General features: G+C 31.8%; 15 protein-coding genes and 1 pseudogene. 9 read left to right on the top strand and 7 right to left on the bottom strand.

Annotation, left to right across the window (positions count from 1 at the left end):
* Window positions 1-90: 90 nt before the first annotated feature.
* A complete protein-coding gene (locus tag B3I31_RS11300) occupies window positions 91-1,128 on the top strand; it encodes a hypothetical protein (RefSeq protein ID WP_291058687.1) in 1,038 nt (345 codons plus the stop codon).
* 55 nt (window positions 1,129-1,183) lie between these two features.
* Here B3I31_RS11300 and B3I31_RS11295 read toward each other — a convergent pair whose 3' ends face one another.
* Window positions 1,184-2,245: an acyl-CoA reductase gene (locus B3I31_RS11295; protein WP_291072393.1), complete on the bottom strand. Its 1,062-nt coding sequence runs from the start codon at window positions 2,243-2,245 to the stop codon at window positions 1,184-1,186.
* Window positions 2,246-2,307: 62 nt separating this feature from the next.
* Here B3I31_RS11295 and B3I31_RS11290 point away from each other — a divergent pair, with 62 nt between their 5' ends.
* A complete protein-coding gene (locus tag B3I31_RS11290; RefSeq protein ID WP_114999046.1) occupies window positions 2,308-2,658 on the top strand; it encodes a 4Fe-4S dicluster domain-containing protein in 351 nt (116 codons plus the stop codon).
* A gap of 405 nt (window positions 2,659-3,063) precedes the next feature.
* On the opposite strand, the gene gldG is transcribed toward B3I31_RS11290, so the two are convergent.
* The 4 genes from gldG to B3I31_RS11270 are packed head-to-tail and all read right to left on the bottom strand — an operon-like array spanning window position 3,064 to window position 6,894.
* Window positions 3,064-4,731, bottom strand: coding sequence for a gliding motility-associated ABC transporter substrate-binding protein GldG (gldG, locus tag B3I31_RS11285; protein WP_291058685.1), 1,668 nt, complete (start codon window positions 4,729-4,731; stop codon window positions 3,064-3,066).
* 4 nt (window positions 4,732-4,735) lie between these two features.
* The gene (locus B3I31_RS11280) at window positions 4,736-5,464 is read right to left on the bottom strand and encodes an ABC transporter permease subunit (RefSeq protein WP_219034141.1); all 729 of its coding nucleotides are present in this window, start codon (window positions 5,462-5,464) and stop codon (window positions 4,736-4,738) included.
* A 1-nt stretch (window position 5,465) separates the two neighbouring features.
* Window positions 5,466-6,011, bottom strand: coding sequence for a CopD family protein (locus B3I31_RS11275; RefSeq protein ID WP_114999049.1), 546 nt, complete (start codon window positions 6,009-6,011; stop codon window positions 5,466-5,468).
* Window positions 6,012-6,051: 40 nt separating this feature from the next.
* Window positions 6,052-6,894, bottom strand: a complete 843-nt coding sequence (locus B3I31_RS11270) for an SAM hydrolase/SAM-dependent halogenase family protein (protein ID WP_114999051.1) — start codon at window positions 6,892-6,894, stop codon at window positions 6,052-6,054.
* Between the two features lie 76 nt (window positions 6,895-6,970).
* Between B3I31_RS11270 and B3I31_RS11265 the strand changes: the two genes are divergently transcribed.
* Window positions 6,971-7,945 (top strand): PhoH family protein, encoded by a 975-nt coding sequence (locus B3I31_RS11265; protein WP_115001971.1) that lies wholly within the window; start codon window positions 6,971-6,973, stop codon window positions 7,943-7,945.
* Between the two features lie 68 nt (window positions 7,946-8,013).
* On the opposite strand, the gene B3I31_RS11260 is transcribed toward B3I31_RS11265, so the two are convergent.
* Window positions 8,014-8,187: a hypothetical protein gene (locus B3I31_RS11260; RefSeq protein ID WP_180905924.1), complete on the bottom strand. Its 174-nt coding sequence runs from the start codon at window positions 8,185-8,187 to the stop codon at window positions 8,014-8,016.
* Window positions 8,188-8,392: 205 nt separating this feature from the next.
* Between B3I31_RS11260 and B3I31_RS11255 the strand changes: the two genes are divergently transcribed.
* The gene (locus B3I31_RS11255) at window positions 8,393-11,326 is read left to right on the top strand and encodes a VIT domain-containing protein (RefSeq protein ID WP_291058682.1); all 2,934 of its coding nucleotides are present in this window, start codon (window positions 8,393-8,395) and stop codon (window positions 11,324-11,326) included.
* Between the two features lie 79 nt (window positions 11,327-11,405).
* Here the strand turns inward: B3I31_RS11255 and B3I31_RS11250 are convergent, their stop codons facing one another.
* Window positions 11,406-12,932 (bottom strand): YifB family Mg chelatase-like AAA ATPase, encoded by a 1,527-nt coding sequence (locus B3I31_RS11250; protein WP_114999055.1) that lies wholly within the window; start codon window positions 12,930-12,932, stop codon window positions 11,406-11,408.
* Between the two features lie 107 nt (window positions 12,933-13,039).
* Here B3I31_RS11250 and B3I31_RS11245 point away from each other — a divergent pair, with 107 nt between their 5' ends.
* The 5 genes and pseudogenes from B3I31_RS11245 to B3I31_RS14680 form a co-directional block, all read left to right on the top strand.
* Window positions 13,040-13,513, top strand: coding sequence for a cytidine deaminase (locus B3I31_RS11245; protein WP_038337075.1), 474 nt, complete (start codon window positions 13,040-13,042; stop codon window positions 13,511-13,513).
* A gap of 56 nt (window positions 13,514-13,569) precedes the next feature.
* Window positions 13,570-14,574, top strand: coding sequence for a pyruvate dehydrogenase (acetyl-transferring) E1 component subunit alpha (pdhA, locus tag B3I31_RS11240; RefSeq protein WP_125349669.1), 1,005 nt, complete (start codon window positions 13,570-13,572; stop codon window positions 14,572-14,574).
* A 5-nt stretch (window positions 14,575-14,579) separates the two neighbouring features.
* On the top strand, window positions 14,580-16,184 hold the full coding sequence (locus B3I31_RS11235; protein ID WP_125349668.1) for a pyruvate dehydrogenase complex dihydrolipoamide acetyltransferase: 1,605 nt from the start codon (window positions 14,580-14,582) through the stop codon (window positions 16,182-16,184).
* Between the two features lie 103 nt (window positions 16,185-16,287).
* Complete coding sequence (locus B3I31_RS11230; RefSeq protein ID WP_038337079.1) at window positions 16,288-17,229, top strand: YihY/virulence factor BrkB family protein; 942 nt, start codon at window positions 16,288-16,290, stop codon at window positions 17,227-17,229.
* Between the two features lie 506 nt (window positions 17,230-17,735).
* Window positions 17,736-17,966, top strand: a pseudogene (locus B3I31_RS14680) (IS982 family transposase); the annotation flags it as partial.

Below are 17,966 nucleotides of genomic sequence, written 5' to 3'. Positions count from 1 at the left end.
AAAGAAGAGCATCATTCTGAATAATGTTTGGGCATGATGCTTTTTTTATTACATAATAAATAATTACATTTATTTCATCAATAAATACTTATGAAAAAAATGTTCTTGTTTTTTATATTGTTTTCTTTATTTGTAAATGCACAGATTGTAAATCTTACAATCATAGATGTTTCAAATAGTTTAACAATTGATGATTCAGATGTTTATTTTAAAAAATCAACAAAAAATTTTGTTTCAGGAAAAGAAGGAAAAGCTATTGTCGATTTGAGTAATGTTGATGTTACAGATGAGTTAATTATTTCTAAAAAAGATTATCAAGATCTTATTATAAAAGTTTCGACTATAAAATCTGATTTAAATGTAAGGTTAAGGAAAATTCCAAAAATAGAATTAGAAGAAACAGTAGTTTCTAATTTGAAGCCAGTAGATGTATTAAAGAAAGTAATCGAGAATTATGAAAAGAATTTTAATGTAGATAAATATTATTTTTTGGTTGATTTAACTCAGAAATATAAAATAGATACAGTTTATGAAAGTTTTATAAATTTAGATTTACAATTTAAATTTGATAAAGGGAAGGTAAAAGTAAAATCTTCGGGAGAAGTTAAAAATAAATACGAAAAAGGTTCGTCGACATCAGATCTAACATTTGAAACTTCGGATTATTTTAAACATTTATATCTTTATGAAGGATTTAAATTAATGTATAAAAATCTATTAAAGAATGAATACATCAATACCAAACTTGTTTTTACTAAATATGCTGATAAGCCAATGTATGAAGTTTATTTGGATAAAAGTGAAGATGAAAAAAATTATTTATTAATAGATAAAGAATCTTTTTCTGTAGTTGAATATGTTTTAAGGCTTAAAAATGAAATTAAAACGAACAATAATTATCCATTGCAGAGAGATGGGGTGATGTCTTTCAAATATAGACCATATTTAGATAGTTGGGTTCTGAAAGAATCTGAAGTAAAATTCACAATGAATCTTGTGGAAGAAAATAAAGAAGACATTAAAATAGATTTTCTTTATAAAATACAAACATTTAATTTTGACACTAAGCCATTTCCGAAATTTATGAGATCAATTAATCTAAATAGAAATATTAAAAATCAATTTTAGTTTCGAATAAAATTATAAAAAATCCCTCACAAAAAAGTGAGGGATTTTTTATAATTTATAATTCAGCTAAGAATTTTAATGTATCAATATTATCAGCGTAATCAGTTAATTTCGGAAATTGAGTTTGTCCAAATTCAACATAATTCGGATTATCTTTCATGTCATTTCCAACCACACATTGTATTTGATCTTCATTTTCGATCAAATATTTTTTTACATCATTTACATCTTCATAAACTTCAAAATTTACAACTGCAATTGGAGAATGTAAAGCTGTATCTTTTTTCATTAGAACAAAATTATTGTCTAAAAATTCATCTTTTCCTAACAAAAATATTGCACGATTGTAATCGTAATTATTTGCATATTTAGGATGATTAATCACATCACCATAAGAAAAAATAGCTTCGAAAATTTTTGGTAATTGAACTTCATCTTTTACATAAAGTTTAGTTACATTTCGGCAACCTAATCCAAAATAAATGAATAAATCCTTACCTAATTTTTCCAACTCTTCATCAGTTTCCGAACCATTTAATACTGCAACTGAAGTTCTGTTTTTACGAATAATGTTAGGAAGTTTACCAAAATATTGTTCAAAATAGCGTGCTGTGTTATTACTTCCTGTAGCAATAACTGCATCAAAATTTTCTAATCGTTCAATAGTTTGAATAATCGATTTGAAATTTTCATCAATCGAATACAAATATTTTATCGCTAATTTGATTAATTTATCATCTTTAGATGAGGTTTTGATTAACGCATTATTTCCAGAAATAACAACAGAAAGTAAATCATGAAAACCAACCAAAGGTAAATTCCCAGCCATGATAATTCCGACATTTTTTTGCGTTTCAGCAAAAGGATAATCTTTCGACCAAGCCAATAAATTTTCTTCCGTTAAAGCTTCTGCCCAACTTTTCAAGGCTAACGTAATATTATCTTTTGTAAACCAATTGTTGTAGGCTTCTGCATCGCTCACTGCATATTCAGCTTCTTCTTTCCAATTCTCGAATTTTTCTGTCAGTTCTGTGTCTTTAATCGAATCATTATTTATAATAAAATTAAAAAACTGCCCCAATTCGTTAAATGCTGAAATCCTTTGTTCAAATGTCATTTTTTCTGAAAATTAAATGTAATTTTGTAGTTGCAAATGTAGGAAATAAAAAAACAGATACAATGGCTATAATTATTACAGATGAATGTATAAATTGTGGAGCTTGTGAGCCAGAATGTCCAAATAACGCGATTTATGAAGCTGCGGTAGATTGGAAATATTCTGATGGAACTTCTCTTAGCGGAACAATTGTAAACGTAGACGGCGCAACTTTTGACGCTGATGCGGTGCAAGATCCTGTGAGTGATGAGGTTTATTACATTGTTCCCGATAAATGTACTGAATGTAAAGGTTTCCACGAAGAACCACAATGTGCGGCAGTTTGTCCGGTGGATTGTTGTGTGCCTGATGATAACCACGTAGAAAGCGAAGAGCGCCTTTTGAGCAAAAAAGCGTTTATGCACTTAGAGTAAAATCGTCACAACTTTACATATAAAAACCTCTCAAAATTTGAGAGGTTTTTTTAGTTTTCGGGCAATCCCTTCGGGCGGGCTTTTCGTTCCAATCTTTTTCTGAAGAAAAAGGATTTTTACTTCAATCCCTATTGCACTTATTTTGTTATTCTATATTTTCTTCTAATTAATAATTAAAAGAAAATGACATCTAAATCTATGACGTTAAGAAATTAAATTGAATGAAGGATTAAAATGAATTAGTGAGCGAATGCGAAACATTTAATTCATTTCCGAAATGAAATTTAATTTTAGTCAAATAGATTTAAAGTCTTGATTTTTTTGATTCGTTTTTTCATTAAGGAAAAAATGAATGAGAATCTAACTCTTATTGAAGAATTATCATTCATAATTAATAACTCATCATTATGAATATCTTTTCTTTCTAATCCAAAAACCAATTCCAGCAAACAAACCAATAATTGCAGTTGGAACAAGTAAATTCATCATTTGCCACGTAGATTTTTCTTGTAAAACAGTTGTTTCACTTAACAACGGAATTTCTAATTTACGATTGCGTAAAGCCAAGAAATCAGTATCACCTAATAAATAATCCATTGCATTCATTATAAATGTTTGGTTGGCGTATGTTTTCGGTTTTCCATCTGGATTATCTGGACGAACCGAAAATTTATTTTCTCCTAATTGCATTGGAATTCCTCTCCATAAAGCATTTTTTAAAACATCTCCGTCCGAAATGACAATCATTTTACCATCGGTAGTTTTTGGCTTGAAATTCGGAAATTCTTTACGTTCGTAACGCGAAGCATAAGCCGAATTGAAATTACCTTCTAACAAAACTGCCATCGGAATTTTACCCATTTTATATTCTTCAGGATTCTCGATTTCGACTTCATTTAATTGAATATAATTTAAAGCAGGTTTCAAACTTGATTGTTCAGAAGAACTTAATAAAACAGTTTGTTTGATATTTGGATTTTTCAGTAATTCGATCGGATTCGCAAATTGAAATAAAACAGGATCTATGGAACTTGTAATTGGGTTTTCTTCTCCTTTAATTCCTAACTCAAAATAAGGCCAATTGTAATAATTGTAACTTGTATTTCCTGCTGTTTCGCCATCTGCCAAAACAATTTGTGCACCATTCATATCTTTTATAACAGCCGGATGAATACGAACACCATAATTGAATAAGAAATCATTTAACTTTAAATCTCTTGGAAAAGCAACGATTTTTCCACTTCGGAAAATAGAGTCCATTTCAGCATCCACAGTTTCAACAGCCATCATCATTTTTCCTCCATTCATGATATATTGATCCAAAACCAATTTATCCATATCAGAAAAAGGTAATGTAGGTTTTGCTACAATCAAGGCATCAAAACGTTTCAAACTATCGAAATCAGAAGGCTGTAAAGAAAACGATTTGTTTGCAATTGGATTTAGATAAATCTCCACATCATATTTTTCTGACAAAGCAGAGCCTAACCCTTGAATATTTGCTTCAGGTAATTCGTCATGATGAACAATGAAACCAATACGCTTGCGCTCAAAATTGGTTGCTTTCTGAATTTTTTCGGCAAATAAATATTCTAATTTTTCAGTAGATGCTAATGCTAATTTTTCAAATGGAGTAGAAGGGTCATTCACTAAAACCTCCATATAAGTCGATTTGTCACCGTAAGTTAATTTTGCATACGGATAAACATTCAAAATTCCTTTGTCTGTTTTAATTGGAACTGGAGCTAATTTATTTTGCTCTAATTCGGCTTGTCCTAAATCTACAGGATCAACAAAAGAATAAGAAATATTACTATTTTTTTCGCGAAGTTCGTCTAATAAAAATTGAATTTCGTTCTTCAAAATTCTGTAATCACCTGTTAAATCTCCACCCAAAAGAATTTCAATTTTAAGCGGTTGTTTTACATTTTCTACTAACTTTTCGGTTGTAGAAGTTAACGTAAAACGTTTGTCTTTTGTCATGTCAATTCGCGTATAAAAAAATTGAGCAATGATAAAAAGCGCGATAAATGCGATGAAAGTAATTAGATGTTTTTTGTTTAATTTTTTCATGGCACTATTTTTTATTTTCAAGATTAACAATTGAAATTTGATTCAAGATTCCAATCAAAATCAAAAAGTAAAGTAAATCTCGTGTGTCAATAATTCCTTTCAAAAACTGGTTGTAATGTGTAAAACTTCCAATTTTTTGAACATAGAAATCCATCGAACCAAGTAAATTATATGACGCTAAACTTTCGAATCCATAAAAAATAATGAAGCAAAAGAAAACCGCCAAAACATAAGCCATTACTTGATTTTTGGTAATAGATGAAGTAAATAAACCAATTGCGGCGAATAAACTTCCTAGAAAGAAAAGTCCTAAATAACCAGAAAAAATTGTTCCGTAATCTAATTCTTGTTCGGGCATCAAAAATTCTTGCAACGTAATAGTGAACAAGAAAGTTGAAAGTAAACAAAAAACAACAACTGAAACGACTGCTAAATATTTGCCCCAAATAATTTGGTTATTTTTTATAGGTAGTGTGAATAACCACAATAGTGTTCCGTTTGCTTGCTCTTCTGCGATTAATTTCATCGTTAAAGCTGGAATCATGAATAGAAAAATCCAAGGTCCAACAAAGAAAAAACTACTTAAAGAAGCATTTCCAGTATTGAAAACATTGAATTCGTTATCAAAAAACCAAAGGAACAAAACCGAAACGATAACAAATGTTGCGGTTGCTAAATAAGCGTTGAAGCCTAAATAAAAATTGGAAAACTCTTTTTTGAAGATTGTCCACATGTTATTTTTTATTATTACGATTAATTAAACGCACAATAAGCATAAGTAGTATACCACAACCAAAGAAACTGACAATCGACCAATACCAATTTTGACCAAAATCTGTTTTTTGAATCACAGCAAACACGATAACAAATAATAAAATAGTCGCCAATTCGTTCATCATTCGCAATTGAACAGAAGTGTATTTGAAAACTTTATTTTGGATTTGTTTCAACGTTCGCCAGCACCAAAAATGATAAATTAATAAAACACTTATCATTCCTAATTTACTTTTCATCCACGGCATTTGTAATAAACCTTGATTTTTGTAAAGCATATTCAATCCCATTGTAATCAAAATAACCAAAGCAGGAGCGGTAATTACATTCCATAATTTTTTCTCCATGTAGGTATATTGATCCTGCAAAATTGATTTTTTTGGTTCTTCCATTTGTTGCGTTTCTGTATGATAAATCATCAAACGAACAATGTAAAATAAACCAGCAAAGTAACTTACCACGAAGATAACGTGTATTGCTTTGTATATTAAATAATTATAAGTCATATAGTTATTGTAAACTCTCTAATACTAAATTTTCTCAGCGTTAATTTTCAAATTCAATTGTAATTGTATCGTTTTTCTTTAATCCCATTAACTGATTTGCACCTCCTGATATTGTTGGATTACTCTTGTATAAAGTAACTTCTAAAAATCCTGCCGAATTAAACAAACACAATGTTCGTCCAAAAGCTTGCACTTCTTTGTTAAAATCTTGTACAACTTCGTTGTAATGCTCATAAATAACAGTAATATCGGTCATCGAGAAATCTTTCTGACGAAGCAAAATTTTATATTTTCTGTCTTGTGCAATTTCATCGAAAAAATCTTTCGAAATATTACTCACAACATTTCCAAAATGATCAATATAAATCACATTTCCTATGATATATTTATCATCACGATAAATTGGTTTCAACTCATTCAATTGCTTCATTTCGGTACGTTTGTTCCCTAAAAGAGCAGGAACTCCGCCGCGCGCCAAGTGACATGCAACTGGTACAAAACAATTTTTCATTGGAAATAAACTGTCTATTCCTTCTGGATAAGCAGTGATTTCGTAAATTTCTTCTGGTTGATTTTTTTGGCAAATCAAGGATAAAATTCCATTATCTGCACAAATAAAATAATGATGATTGATTAATGCACAAATCGGCTTCTGATAAGGCGTACTTAAGGCATTAATTCCAATAATATGTATAGTTCCGTCGGGAAATTCTTCGTAAGAATTACGAATGATATAGGCAGCTTCAGATAAATCATAGGGATTAACATGATGCGAAATATCTACAATTGTAACATCGGCCAATTCTTTTAGAATTGCGCCTTTAACGCTAGAAACAAAGTAATCTTTGACTCCAAAATCCGATGTTAATGTAATAATTGCCACTATTCTCTAATAATTAGCAAATATATTGTTTATTATTCTTTATTTTTGTGTAAGTGAACCAAAAAAACAATCTCATTTGACAGAAATTAATATTGAATTAGCCGAAATTAATGCTCAAGATTTTTATGGTGCTAATAATGAACATCTAAAAAGAATCAAAGAATATTATCCAAAATTAAAGATTGTTGCTCGCGGAAGAGAGTTAACAGTATTTGGAAATGAAGATGTTCTGAAAGTATTTGACCAAAAAATGCAACGAGTAATTCAGCATATTCACAAATACAATCGACTATCTGATCGCGAACTCGAAATCATTATGACCGAAGATAATAATGAAATGCTTCAAATAAAAAAAGAAGACGAAATTATTGTACACGGTGTAAATGGTAAAATCATCAAACCTCAAACGCCTAATCAACAAAAGCTGGTACAAACTGTTTACAACAAAGATATGGTCTTTGCAATTGGACCTGCTGGTACGGGAAAAACCTATACGGCTGTTGCATTGGCGGTACAAGCGTTGAAGAACAAAGAAGTTCGCCGAATTATTATGACGCGTCCTGCTGTAGAAGCTGGAGAAAATTTAGGTTTTTTACCAGGTGATATGAAAGATAAATTAGATCCATATTTACAACCTTTGTACGATGCGTTGAAAGATATGATTCCGTTCGAGAAGCTTTCGTCTTATACAGAAAAAGGAGTGATAGAAGTTGCGCCTTTAGCATTTATGCGTGGTCGAACGTTGGACGGAGCTTTTGTAATTCTTGATGAAGCACAAAATACAACGTATGCCCAGATGAAAATGTTTTTGACGCGTATGGGAAAAAATTCTAAATTTATTATCACAGGAGATCCTGGTCAGGTCGATTTACCACCAAAACAAAAATCTGGTTTACGTGAAGCGATTAATATATTGAAAGATGTAAAAGATATCGGATTTATTTATTTGGATGATAAAGATGTTGTTCGACACAAGATTGTTCGCGAAGTCTTGAAAGCTTACAAAGTGAGTGAAGATAAAGAGCGAGAGAAAATAGATATAAAAAAGTAAATCAAAAAGCCAATTGTTTCTAAGAGCAATTGGCTTTTCGATTTAATATTTATGGCAGAATATTAAATTTATTCTTTTAGTGGATTAGTTTTTAAAGTAAAACCTAAAATGTTAAACGCTAATCCTATTGGCAAAATCATTCCTGCAATTAAGCTCATTCTATTAGAATCAGAAAATTCTAAGATTAATAAAATTGAAGTTAATATTAAAACTAATCCCGTTATATATAATATGTTTTTCATTTTATTATAAATTGTAATTCAATCAAATATAATGATTTATTTCTAATTTTTGTAAAAAATATTCAATTCTAAAATCAAGTAAATGTGATTCTGACAAAAGGGGAAATCTGAAATAAACTTATAACTAACAACTCAACACTTAAAACTTTTTCACATCAACCAACCTTTTTGTAATTTGTTGCATCTAACTTACAAATCAAACAATATGAAAAAGTTATTTTCTTTTTTCTTTGTTTTTGTTGGAATGTTTTTTTCTACAAAAATAAATGCGCAAGATATTCGAATCGGATTTCCGCGTATCGAAATTGGTGAACGCCCAGACGAAAATTCTGTGAGTTTGCAATCGATGGATGTGCAAGTTGAGATTTTTGGAAATTTGGCCAAAACGACAACAACTTTAGTTTTTACAAATTCATCAAGTCGAAATCTTGAAGGGAATTTAGTTTTCCCTTTGCCCGAAAACACGACTGTTAGTGGATATGCAATTGATATTAATGGAAAATTGCGAAATGCAGTTCCTGTTACAAAAGTGCGTGCGGTTGAGGTTTTCGAAAGTATTCAGAAGCAAAATATCGACCCTGGAATCATCGAAAAAGTAGAAGGAAATAATTTTCGAACTCGTATTTCTCCGATTCCAGCAAAAGGTTCACGTACGATTCAGTTATCGTATTACCAAGAATTAAAATTGGATAAATCGTCGTATCAATATCATTTGCCGTTAGATTCTTCGAAAAAAATTGCGAAGTTTAATTTGACAACAAAAGTGTACAATGCTGCTGGAAAACCACAATTGATTGAAACGCCAGATGGTTCGTTCAATTTTTCGGAAAATAGTAATATATATGAAGCAAATTTGTCGAAAACAGATTTTACACCTAAAAAATCATTGATTATTAATCTTCCGAAATCGCCGAATAATGTAGAATCTTTTGTTCAGAAAAATGTAGATGGTTCGGTTTATTTTTATGCGAATTTATTGGTTGATGCAAAATCTCAACCAAAAGTTTGGTCAAAAAATATTGGAATTATCTGGGATAATTCGTTGAGTGGTTTGAAACGAAATCATCAAAAAGAGTTAGAATTTTTAGATAAAATTATTTCTCAACAAAAAAATCTAAATATTGAAGTTTCGTTATTGAATTTTTCTTTGGAAAAATCGAGATTTTTTCAAATTAAAAATGGTGATTGGTCAGAATTGAAAAAATATTTGGAAAATGTGACATATGATGGAGGAACAAATTATGCGAAAATTCTTCCAGCAAGTCTGAAAGCAGACGAATATTTATTGTTTTCGGATGGAATTTCGTCTTTTGGCTCGAATATTTTTAATATAGATAAACCTTTTTATACAATTGCATCTTCGCCGACTTCTAATTATGGCGTTTTGAAAATGATTGCGCAAAAAGTTGGAGGAAAATTTATCAATCTAAATGAAAATTCTGTAGAAAATGCGTTCAAACAAATCAACGAAAGTTCGGTTCAATTCTTAGGAATTATCAATAATACAGCGGGAGAAGTTTACCCAATTTCGACAAATGATGTGAACAATGGAATTTCGATTTCGGGAATTTCTCAATATCCAAATGCAAAATTAATGATGATGTTTGGACGAAACGGAAAAGTGGAATTCAATAAAGAATTGGATTTGAGTAAAGCAACTCAAAATCTTGAAATTAGTAAAATTTGGGCGCAAAGTAAAGTGAATTATTTAGAACTGAATCTAGAACAATATAAAACAGAAATTGAAGAAATTGGAAAACAATTTTCGATTGTAACGTCGAACACAAGTTTGATTGTTTTGGAAAATGTTTCGGATTATGTAAAGTATAAAATCAATCCACCAGCGGAATTGCAAAGTGAATTTAATAAATTATCGAAACAAGGTTTTGAACAAAATGAAACTCGAAAAGCTGATTTGTTGAAAAATGCAATTGCGAAAGCAAAGGAATTGAAAGAATGGTGGAAGAAAGATTTTAAATATATAAAACCAAAATATCCAAAACCTGTTGGGGATTCTACAACTTATTTAGAAGAGACTGTACAAGTGAATATGGTAATGCCAGAGCCTAGAACAACAGCTGTAATGGAGATGGAATCTAGTGCAGAACAAGCTATGGTAGTTACAGCAAATGGAGTGAGAAGAGAATCGAGAAGTTTAGGTTATGCTTCGGCTAATTTTGTTGCAGATAAAAAAATGAAGGATGAAACATCTGCTTCGGTTCCGGAAATTAAAATAGTCAATGTAAAATCGGATAAAGAATACATGAAGTTGATAGAAGCGTCTAAAAATCCATATCAAACTTATTTAGATTTGAGAAAAGATTATGCCGAAACGCCTGCTTATTATTTTGATGTGGCAACATTTTTCTTTCAGAAAAAAGAAAAAGAAACTGGTCTTAAAATTTTAAGCTCGATTGCAGATCTAGGTTTAGAAGATGCAGAATTGTATAAAATGTTAGCATACAAATTGAAAGAAATTGAAGAATATCAAACCGAATTATTTATCACAAAAAAAGTCTTGGATTGGCGACCTTTTGATGCACAAAGTTATCGTGATTATGCCTTGGCGTTACAAGACAATGAGCAATATCAATCGGCTTTAGAATATCTGTATAAAGTATTAACGAATGATTATTCAGTAGAAATTGCCAATCGTGATCGAGATATTACGGAGATTATTGTTCCTGAAGTTAATAATTTGATTTCGCTTCATCGAAAAGAATTGAATTTATCGAAAATTAATAAAGATATCATTGTTGATATTCCGGTTGATATTCGTGTGGTGATGAATTGGAATAAAGATATGACCGATATTGATTTGTGGGTGACGGATCCAAATGGCGAGAAATGTTTTTACGGACATCGTACAACTGCGATTGGTGGACGAATGAGTGAGGATGTGACGCAAGGTTTCGGACCAGAACAATTTATGTTAAAAAAAGCGATCAAAGGAAAATATAAAATAGAAACGAATTTTTTCGGAGAAAGACAAATGAGTATTTCAGGGCCAACAACTATTTCGGCAGAGATTTACTTGATGTATAGCTCAGGAAAACAAGTGAAGAAAATGATTACTTTCCAGAATAACAAGCCAAATTCTGGCGGCGAAGGAATTTTGGTTGGTGAATTTGAATTTTAGTAAATGGAAAAGGAATCTTGAAAGAGATTCCTTTTTTTTGCATAACGCATAATTCATCATTCATCATTAATAATTAAACTCACATCCACTGATTTCGATCCAAACTTCTATACTGAATAGCTTCACTAATATGTTTTGAAAGAATAGTTTCAGAATTATCTAAATCTGCAATTGTTCGTCCAACCCTAATAATTCGATCATACGCACGAGCAGAAAGATTTAATTTTTCCATAACAACTTTGATTAAATGCTTCGAATGATCATCTAAATCACAAAAAGTATCCAACTCTTTTGGTCCCATTTGCGAGTTGTAATGGACTTTTGTATTTTCAAATCGTTTGGTCTGGATATTTCTTGCATTAATGACACGTTCACGAATCACAGCACTTTTTTCGCCACGACGTTCTTGCGACAAATCATCAAACGGAACAGGATTCACTTCGATATGTAAATCAATTCGGTCCAAAAGTGGTCCAGAAATTTTATTCATATAACGTTGCATTTCCGCTAAAGAGGAAGTGTTGTTTGGATCATCCATAAAATAACCGCTCGGACTTGGATTCATAGAAGCTACTAACATAAAACTCGCAGGATAATTCACAGTGAATTTTGCCCTCGAAATTGTGACTTCTCGATCTTCCAAAGGTTGACGCATAACTTCTAAAACAGTTCGCTTAAATTCGGGTAATTCATCCAAAAACAAAACACCATTATGCGCCAAAGAAATTTCTCCAGGTTGTGGATAAGAACCACCGCCGACTAAGGCGACATCCGATATAGAATGATGTGGACTAGAAAAAGGACGACTTACAATTAATGATTTGTTAGATAATTTTCCAGCAACGCTATGAATTTTTGTTGTTTCGAGCGCTTCTTGTACGGTCATTTTCGGAAGAATTGAAGCAATTCGTTTGGCTAACATTGTTTTTCCACTTCCTGGAGGACCGATCAAAATAATGTTATGTCCTCCTGCAGCAGCGATTTCCATCGCACGTTTTACATTTTCTTGACCTTTTACATCAGCAAAATCGAAAGGATAATTATTCATTTCACTAAAAAAATAATCATCTAAATTAACTTGATGAGGTTGTAAAATGATTTCTTCGTTAAAATAATCAACAACTTCTCTGATGTTATTAACCGCAAAAACATCGATTCCTTCTACAACAGCTGCTTCGTCTGCATTTTGTTTGGGTAAAATAATTCCTTCGAAACCTTCTTCTTTTGCTTGTATTGCAATCGGCAATGCACCTTTTATAGGTCGAAGTGAACCATCTAGCGATAATTCGCCCATCATTATAAATTTATGGAGTTGTTCAGAATTTACTTGCTCCGAAGCTGCTAAAATTCCAATTGCGATTGGTAAATCATAGGCAGAACCTTCTTTTTGTAAATCTGCTGGCGCCATATTAATCGTGATTTTTTTACCAGGTAATTTCAAATTAGAATTTTTTAGTGCAGCATTTATCCTAAAATTACTTTCTTTTATTGCGCTATCGGGCAAACCAACCAAATGATACCCGACACCTTGATCAATATTAACTTCCACAATAATTGTTTTTGCGGAAACTCCGAAAATAGCACTTGCAAAAATTTTCACTAACATAAAATATTTTTTTATAAATTTACTTCCTTTTTCTATTGAATAAAATAGCTGAGAGGATTTAAGTATTTAATAATTAATTAAATAATACACTTTGGTGTAAATTCTATATGAAAAAAGAAAAATATTCTTTTGAATTTGAACGATTCGAGAGTAAATCTGAGCTTGCAGCAGAACAAAAAAAAGTAGTAGAAGAGGCTTATGATATTTCGTTGAATGCATATGCGCCTTATTCTAATTTCAATGTTGGTGCATCTGTTCAATTAGAAAATGGAGAAATTTTTTCGAGTTCAAATCAAGAAAATGCTTCGTATCCAGTCGGAACTTGTGCCGAAAGAGGTTTATTGGCTTATGTAAATGCAAACTTCCCAAATATTAAGATTGAAAAATTGGCTGTTTCTACGCCAAATGTCAATTATCCATTGCCTCCATGCGGGATGTGTCGACAATATATTTTAGAGATTGAAAAGAAACAATCGCAACCAATCGAAATTATTTTATCTGGAAAAGAAGGTGATGTTTTGGTGATAAATTCTGCTAAAGATTTGCTTCCATTACATTTTACTGACGAATTTTTAGGGTAGCAATTTTGTACACTAAATAGATTAGTTTAAATTTGTTCCAACGGAATTGTGCAATTATGGAAAAATTAACGCAAGAAACGTACCTACAATGGTATCGTGATATGACTTTTTGGCGTCGCTTCGAAGATAAGTGTCGTTCATTATATTTAAAGCAAAAAATTAGAGGTTTCTTACATTTATACAATGGTCAAGAAGCTTTACCAGCCGGTTTTATTCATGCAATGAAACCTGGTGTAGATCATGTGATTACTGCTTATCGTTGTCACGTTTGGCCTATGGCTTTGGGTGTAGACCCAAAACGTATTTTGGCTGAATTATGTGGTAAAGAAACAGGAACTTCTCATGGTTTAGGAGGATCTATGCACGTTTTCAGTAAAGAGCATAATTTTTATGGTGGACACGGAATCGTTGGTGGGCAAATTCCATTAGGAGCAGGAATCGCTTTTGGTGATAAATTCTTTAATCGCGATGGTGTTACAATCTGTTTAATGGGAGATGGCGCAACTCGTCAAGGTACATTACATGAAACATTTAACATGGCGATGAACTGGAAATTACCAGTTGTTTTTGTTTGCGAAAACAATCAATACGCTATGGGAACTTCTGTTTCTCGTACTGCTAACCACGAAGATATTTGGAAATTAGGTTTAGGATACGAAATGCCTTGTATGCCTGTAGATGGTATGGATCCTGTAAAAGTTGCAGAAGCAGCTTACGAAGCTATTGAAAGAGCGCGTCGTGGAGATGGACCAACTTTCTTAGATGTACGTACATATCGTTATAGAGGTCACTCTATGTCTGATGCTGAGCCTTATCGTACAAAAGAAGAGGTGGAAGAGTACAAACAAGAAGATCCAATCTTGAATGTTGAGAATCATATCTTAGTAAACAATTGGGCAACTAAAGAACAATTAGATGCAATTATTGATGAAGTAAAAGTGATGGTAGAAGAATGTGCAGAATTTGCAGAAAACTCTAACTATCCAGAAGAACACGTAATGTATGATTATATCTATTCAGAAGAAAATTATCCATTCTTAGATAAAATCGAAAACAACTAAAAACCATGGCAGAAATTATTACAATGCCTCGCTTAAGCGATACAATGGAAGAAGGAACTGTTGTAAAATGGCACAAAAATGTAGGAGATAAAATTGCTGAGGGTGATATCTTAGCAGAAATCGAAACAGATAAAGCAATCCAAGAATTCGAATCAGAATTTGATGGAGTATTATTATATCAAGGTGTTGCAGAAGGAGTGTCAACAAATGTTGATGAAGTTTTAGCAATCATCGGAAATGAAGGAGAAGATATTTCAGGTTTAATCGGGGGTGGAGCAAAAGTTACGACTGAAGTTAAAGAAGAAAAATCAACTCCCAGCGAAACAAAAACAGAAGAAGCAAAACCTGTTGCAGAAATTCCTGCAAATGTGGAAGTAATTACAATGCCTCGTCTTTCTGATACAATGGAAGAAGGAACTGTAGTTGTTTGGCACAAAAATGTTGGAGATCAAGTTGCGGAAGGTGATATTTTAGCAGAAATTGAAACAGATAAAGCAGTGCAAGAATTCGAATCAGAATTTGATGGTGTTTTATTATATCAAGGAGCTAAAGTGAACGAGCCTGCACCAGTAGATTCTGTTTTAGCAATTATTGGTGAAGCTGGTACTGACGTTTCTGCAATTGTAGCAAACGGAGGTAAAGTTGCTGCACCAGCAGTTTCTACAGAAGTTGTTGATGACGAAAAACCAGTAGTTGTACAATTAGATGTAAATAATAAGGTTGAAGAAACTTCTTCTTCTGATCGTATTTTTGCATCGCCATTAGCAAAAACAATTGCAAAAGATAAAGGAATTAATTTAGCAGAGGTGAAAGGTTCTGGTGATAATGGACGTATCGTGAAAAAAGATATCGAAAATTATCAACCATCTGCTCAACCAAAAGCGGAAGCAAAATCTGAATCAGTTAAACCAGCTCAAACTTTTGTTTCTGGAGAAGATAAAGTGATTCCAAATTCTCAAATGAGAAAAGTTATCGCTAAACGTTTGGCTGAATCTAAATTTACAGCTCCTCATTATTACTTAAATGTAGAGTTGGATATGGATAATGCGATTGCTGCGCGCAAACAATTAAACTCAGTGCCTGATACGAAAATTTCATTCAACGATATGATTGTGAAAGCATGTGCAATGGCTTTACGCAAACATCCAGCTGTTAATTCTACTTGGACAGATACAGAAATTATTCAACATGGAGATATCAATATCGGTGTGGCAGTTGCTGTAGAAGATGGTTTATTGGTTCCTGTTGTTAAAAATACAGATCAAAAATCATTTGCTCAAATTTCTGCTGAGGTCAAAGATTATGCAGGTCGTGCAAGAGATCGCAAATTAAAAGCAGATGAAATGGAAAAATCAACATTCTCTGTTTCAAACTTAGGTATGTTTGGAATCGAATCATTCACATCGATTATCAATCAACCAAACTCTTGTATCCTATCAGTTGGTTCAATTATTCAAAAACCAGTTGTAAAAGACGGACAAGTTGTAGTTGGTAACACAATGAAATTATCTTTAGCTTGTGATCACAGAACAGTAGACGGAGCAACAGGTGCACAATTCTTACAAACATTAAGAATGTACATCGAAAATCCTGTTACAATGTTAGTGTAAGCTAAGATTTAATATATTTTTTTAAAGACCATTCATCGAATGGTCTTTTTTTTGTTATAGATTTTATGAATTTGTATCTTTAATCTCTAAAGTAATTAATTTAATGAAGCAACTAAAATTCTACTTTAATATTTTAAAACAGACAATTGTTGAATTTGGTGAGGACCGAATTATGAAATTGAGCGCTTCGTTAACTTATTACGCATTGTTTTCACTTTCACCATTAATTCTGATTGTAATTTCCAGTGCAAGTTTATTCTTTAAGAAAGATGCTATCGAAAACCGAATGTTTTATGAGCTTAAAAATATTGTTGGTCCAGATGTCGCTTTAGCTGTACAAAATTTTGTTACAAATTCTACCATTTCAGGAGATAGTTCGCTTGCTTTATATATAGGTATCGGAATTTTGATTTTTGGTTCTACAACAATGTTCACCGATATGCAAGATAGTCTCAATCTTATTTGGCGTGTCGAAGCAGTTCCTCGTAGAGCTTGGTTGAAATTTGTAATAAATAGAGGGCTTTCATTTTTGATTATCCTTTCATTAGGAATAGTTTTAATAGCAACAGTAATATTAAATAGTATATTAATGAGTTTTGGAGAAGAAATTTTCAGTCTTTTCGAACTCGATACCATTATGACGAAGACCACAGTTATTCTTCTTAATAATACATTGAGTATTTCAATCTCGATTTTGATATTTTATATTCTCTTCAAGATTCTTCCCGATGCACGTATCAAAGCAAAACAAGCTTTTGTAGGAGCGTTTTTTACGGCGATTCTATTCTTTATTGCAAAATATTTAATTGGTATTTATATCGCAAACTCCAAATATTCTACCATTTTTGGATCGGCAGGTTCGTTGGTTATTCTTTTGTTGTGGATTTATTATGTTGCAACAATTCTATATTTCGGCGCAAAATTCACAAAAGTATTTGCCGAAGCCAAAGGTTACCCTATTATTCCAAAACGAAATGCGAAGCTCAGAAAAGTATCGTTTATTGATTATCAACTCGATAAAAAAGATTATGAAAGTATAGATTAGTTACTAATTTATTTCGCTTCTCGAAACCTCTCCCGAGCCCATAACCCAAAAGTAGCCGCTGCCTATTTGTTTGATTCAGCAAATATTCACCGCCTAATCATTTCATACAGTGAAAATACAAAACTCGAGTGTAATGATTCACCATTTTTTTTCAACTCGAACTGTCAACAAAATTAAAACTCTTGAAAAACAATTGTACTTTTCGTCAGTTCGAGTGAAAATCTCTGATTTTAGTATCGGGAACTTAGACGAATTGCTGTCAACTTTCAACCGTCCAAAAAAAGTATTGTATACACTCTACTGCCACTATGTTGCCTTCATCCTGCCTTAAAGTAGGGAGTAAGCTGCAATTACGAATTGAGGATATGGCTGATTTTTTACAAAACTTAAATCAAAATTATGATTAAAAATATTAGTTTTACCCGTTGTGCATTTTGATTACTAAATAATAAAGTTGTTCATTTGATTGAAAATCAGTAAATTGTTTTAAGCACAAAACATTTACAATGAACAACTTACTTACAAATTATGAAAGAATATTATAAGTTCTACGAAAATATCCACAGATACACTTTTAATTTATCAACGTAGAAGACCTAAACTTTTTGATTTATAACTCATAAATCTTGTCTTAACAGCTAAATTTATGGGTATTGATAGTGAAAATCGTTTATTTCGAAATCTTCCTAATGCGTTAAGTTGTAAAATTGAGCGTAGTATTTACAATCGAGATCGGA

Source organism: Empedobacter sp. UBA3475 (assembly GCF_002378465.1).
GTDB classification, from domain to species: domain Bacteria; phylum Bacteroidota; class Bacteroidia; order Flavobacteriales; family Weeksellaceae; genus Empedobacter; species Empedobacter falsenii_B.
This window is presented reverse-complemented; position numbering and strand designations above follow the sequence as displayed.

Bases quoted from the DNA above. Each gene is read 5' to 3' on its own strand.
- B3I31_RS11300 (WP_291058687.1), top strand. From the start codon at position 91: ATGAAAAAAATGTTCTTGTTTTTTATATTGTTTTCTTTATTTGTAAAT.
- B3I31_RS11295 (WP_291072393.1), bottom strand. From the start codon at position 2,245: ATGACATTTGAACAAAGGATTTCAGCATTTAACGAATTGGGGCAGTTT.
- B3I31_RS11290 (WP_114999046.1), top strand. From the start codon at position 2,308: ATGGCTATAATTATTACAGATGAATGTATAAATTGTGGAGCTTGTGAG.
- gldG (WP_291058685.1), bottom strand. From the start codon at position 4,731: ATGAAAAAATTAAACAAAAAACATCTAATTACTTTCATCGCATTTATC.
- B3I31_RS11280 (WP_219034141.1), bottom strand. From the start codon at position 5,464: ATGTGGACAATCTTCAAAAAAGAGTTTTCCAATTTTTATTTAGGCTTC.
- B3I31_RS11275 (WP_114999049.1), bottom strand. From the start codon at position 6,011: ATGACTTATAATTATTTAATATACAAAGCAATACACGTTATCTTCGTG.
- B3I31_RS11260 (WP_180905924.1), bottom strand. From the start codon at position 8,187: ATGAAAAACATATTATATATAACGGGATTAGTTTTAATATTAACTTCA.
- B3I31_RS11255 (WP_291058682.1), top strand. From the start codon at position 8,393: ATGAAAAAGTTATTTTCTTTTTTCTTTGTTTTTGTTGGAATGTTTTTT.
- B3I31_RS11250 (WP_114999055.1), bottom strand. From the start codon at position 12,932: ATGTTAGTGAAAATTTTTGCAAGTGCTATTTTCGGAGTTTCCGCAAAA.
- B3I31_RS11245 (WP_038337075.1), top strand. From the start codon at position 13,040: ATGAAAAAAGAAAAATATTCTTTTGAATTTGAACGATTCGAGAGTAAA.
- pdhA (WP_125349669.1), top strand. From the start codon at position 13,570: ATGGAAAAATTAACGCAAGAAACGTACCTACAATGGTATCGTGATATG.
- B3I31_RS11235 (WP_125349668.1), top strand. From the start codon at position 14,580: ATGGCAGAAATTATTACAATGCCTCGCTTAAGCGATACAATGGAAGAA.
- B3I31_RS11230 (WP_038337079.1), top strand. From the start codon at position 16,288: ATGAAGCAACTAAAATTCTACTTTAATATTTTAAAACAGACAATTGTT.